We start from the raw sequence: 3,320 nt of genomic DNA on the forward strand, positions 1-3,320 counted from the left end.
TTTTTCAAGGAGGGGTGGCAAAATTCTGACGAAGTCGAATTTTGACGGGGTGGTTAAAGGGAGTTAAAGATTCTTTCAAAACTAAATTCTACGCAAAAAACCGCCCCGACTGGGCGTCCCCGTCCGACTACGTCAGGACACCCCTCCTTGAAAAAAGGAGGGGAAATAAAAATTGCACAACTTGAGTAATTTAAATCTCAACAATATTAAAACGATAATCAATCGGGTCGAAAGCTTCGATGAGTTTGTTGATAAATTCCTTATCGTTGAGATAAAAATTCAAGAAATTTTCTTTACGCTCCTGCAAACCACCATCAGGGAAGAGTTTTTGTTTTAAACCTAAAAGCTGCGTAACTGCCGTTTCTTGATTACGTTCTTCGGCTTTTTTGATGCGTTTTTCGAGATTTTCGAGCGAAGTGATGATTTTTGCTTTCTCGGCTTCCACTGCACCTTTCATGGTTTGGTCAATTGCCAACGATTTTTTCAAGATTCGTTCAAAAACTTCACTTACATCATCAATTTCAAAAGCAAGGCTCAGTGAGTTTTCTGAATTTCGCTCCACAAAACCTCTGCGAAGAGCAACTTCATCGGCAAAAAGTTCTTCGGTCGTGATACCGAGTTTATCAATGCGTTTTTTATTGGCTTGATTGACTACCAAGGCAAAGTTTCGTGGCATCAACAGCGGAAACTGCTCACCATGGTGGTCGAAAATACCTTTGAGTTGTAACCAATACGGCACTTCTGATGGACCACCAATATAGGCCAAATTTGGCAAGATTGTTTCTTGATAAAGTGGACGCAAAACCACATTAGGACTAAAGCGTTCGGGATGTTCTTTAAGTATTTGGAGAATTTCGTCTTGCGAAAATACTAACTCAGAATTTAGCACTTTAAATTGTCCTTCCTCAAAAACTATTCTTTCACGAAGTCCATTTTCGAGATAAAAGAAATTGATTTCACGAGGCGTAATTTGGGTATGATAACCCATTTTATTAAGTTCTTCTGAAGTTTCGGTGACAATTTTATTGGCTGAATTTTGCAGTAAATCATCTTTGATAATATCACTAAAGATACCTTTCAAGGCGGTATCATCGGCATCTAAACAAATCAAACCTTCGCTACAAAAAAGCTGGTGCATATACTGGCGAACCGCCGCCGATAATGTAGTGTTTTTCAGATATGCCTCTTCGAATAGTGCTGGTTTTTCAGAAAGTTCGTCGAAAATAGTTTGCAATTCCGCAGGATTCATGCGTCCGACAGCTCCTTTTTGTTCGGTTTCCCATTTATAGGTCTTTCCGAAAAGGTTAAAAGAAGCGATTTCGGCAAAATCATGGTCTTCGCTGGCCATCCAATAGACAGGCACAAAATTATAAGCAGGAAATTCGGCTTTTAATTTTTTTGCCAAATTGATAATCGTAACGATTTTATAAATCACATAAAGCGGGCCAGTAAAAATATTTAGCTGGTGGCCAGTTGTTACGGTAAAAGTATTGGCTTGCAATAGGGCATCAAAATCGGGGGTATTTTCTAAGCCTTGATACTGTTTTTTGAGCACCGAAACCAAGGTAGAACGTTTATCATCCGAAAACTTCCTTGATTCGATTACTTTACTAAACCCTTGTAAATCAGGATATTGATTGTAGAATTTTGTAAGATTTTCGTTTTTTGAAATATAATCTAAAAACAGTTTCGGAAATGCACCGACCGAATTTAACTCTATTTGTTGAGAGGGCATATTTATGTTTTTTTCTTTGCTCTAAACACAACACCAAAAAGCGGCTGTGGGTTTCATAGGCTGGAGTTTTAGAGAAATATTAGATGGTATTTATTCAATTTCATAAAAAAGCCTTACAGGGATTGCTCTCTGTAAGGCTTTAGATTATATCATGTATTCAGAATTAGAACGACTTCGCAATATTTGTAAATTCTCTTGATTTCAACGAAGCTCCACCAACTAAACCACCATCAACATCTGGACAAGCGAAAAGTTCTTGAGCATTTGCTCCGTTTACGCTTCCACCATAAAGGATAGAGATTTCGTCAGCTACTTCTTGACCGTATTTTGATGCCAAGTGGTCTCTCAAAACTTTGTGCATTTCTTGTGCTTGGTCGTTTGAAGCAGTTACGCCCGTACCGATTGCCCAAATTGGCTCATAAGCAATCACGGTTTTCTTCAAATCTTCGGCTGAAAGGTGGAAAAGACTATTAGTGATTTGTCCACAAACGAAATCGAAATGAATGCCTTCGTTGCGTTGTTCTAAGGTTTCACCACAACAGAAGATTGGTGTAAGACCTTCAGCCAAAATAGCATCAACTTTCTCAGCTAAAAACGCATCAGACTCATTGAAATACTGACGACGCTCACTGTGACCAATGATTACGTGACCAACGCCAACTGATTTCAACATCGGTACCGAAACTTCACCTGTATATGCACCCGAAGCCTTTGGATAACAGTTTTGAGCACCCAACGAAACCTTTGGCGTATCAATCAATTTTCCGAAAGTGCTTAAATAAGGAAACGGTACGCAAATCACAACTTGTACGTTAGGATTTACAACTTCGTCTTTTACCATATTTACAACTTCCGAAAGCAAGATTTGACCTTCTTCAAAAGTTTTGTTCATTTTCCAGTTACCAGCGGCGATTTTTTTTCTCATTTTCTTAGAATCTTTGATTGTTTTTAGTCGATGGTCAATAGACGACAGTCCACAGAAAACGACTAATTTAATTAATAGTTGACTTGGGGTAATAATTTTATGTTTTATACTTAATTACATAAAACACCCTCTTAAACACCCAAAGATACCGCTTTTTTAATAGTCTGACAAATTGAAATTGTAGAACAATTTTCTAAATTGTTTAGTCAAGATTACAATTCGGAGAATTGTGTCATAAATATAATTCCATAGCCACATCGGCACGCTCGTAGGGCGATGTAAAGTTTTCGATTCGTACAAAACCCAATTTTGCATAAAGTGTGAGTGCAGGCGTAAGGCCCGAGTTGGTTTCGAGATAGACACGTTTGGCTCCCAACTCACGGGCTTTCTGAATAGCTGCCTCACCAATCAAGCCACCAATTCCTAAGCCACGAGCAGCTTCACTTACGCCCATTTTACAAAGTTCATAAGAGTCATTCCCCATTGGTTTTAGGGCCGAAGTTCCGAGGTATTCTTCTCCTCTACGTGCCAAAAGTACCGCTCCTCCCGTAGCCAAAAAATATTTTTCAGGGTCTTCGAGGGAAGCTAAATCACCTTTTTCTACTTTGAAATATTTCTCAATCCACTCGTAATTGATTTGTTTGAAAGCCAATTTTTGGG

Annotated in this window: 3 protein-coding genes; all 3 read right to left on the reverse strand. The window is 38.7% G+C overall.

Translation table 11 applies throughout. The features are described from left to right. Positions 1-190: 190 nt before the first annotated feature. Positions 191-1,735, reverse strand: coding sequence for a bacillithiol biosynthesis cysteine-adding enzyme BshC (gene bshC / locus ACOVO2_RS21005; protein WP_421771868.1), 1,545 nt, complete (start codon positions 1,733-1,735; stop codon positions 191-193). Between the two features lie 163 nt (positions 1,736-1,898). Beyond that, positions 1,899-2,660, reverse strand: a complete 762-nt coding sequence (gene tpiA / locus ACOVO2_RS21010; RefSeq protein WP_421771869.1) for a triose-phosphate isomerase — start codon at positions 2,658-2,660, stop codon at positions 1,899-1,901. Positions 2,661-2,892: 232 nt separating this feature from the next. Next, a partial coding sequence (locus tag ACOVO2_RS21015; RefSeq protein ID WP_421771870.1) for a GNAT family N-acetyltransferase occupies positions 2,893-3,320 on the reverse strand: 428 nt, incomplete at its 5' end.

Source organism: Emticicia sp. (assembly GCF_049241225.1).
Lineage (GTDB): Bacteria > Bacteroidota > Bacteroidia > Cytophagales > Spirosomataceae > Emticicia.

Coding starts and splice junctions, on each gene's coding strand:
- bshC (WP_421771868.1), bottom strand. CDS start 1,735: ATGCCCTCTCAACAAATAGAGTTAAATTCGGTCGGTGCATTTCCGAAA.
- tpiA (WP_421771869.1), bottom strand. CDS start 2,660: ATGAGAAAAAAAATCGCCGCTGGTAACTGGAAAATGAACAAAACTTTT.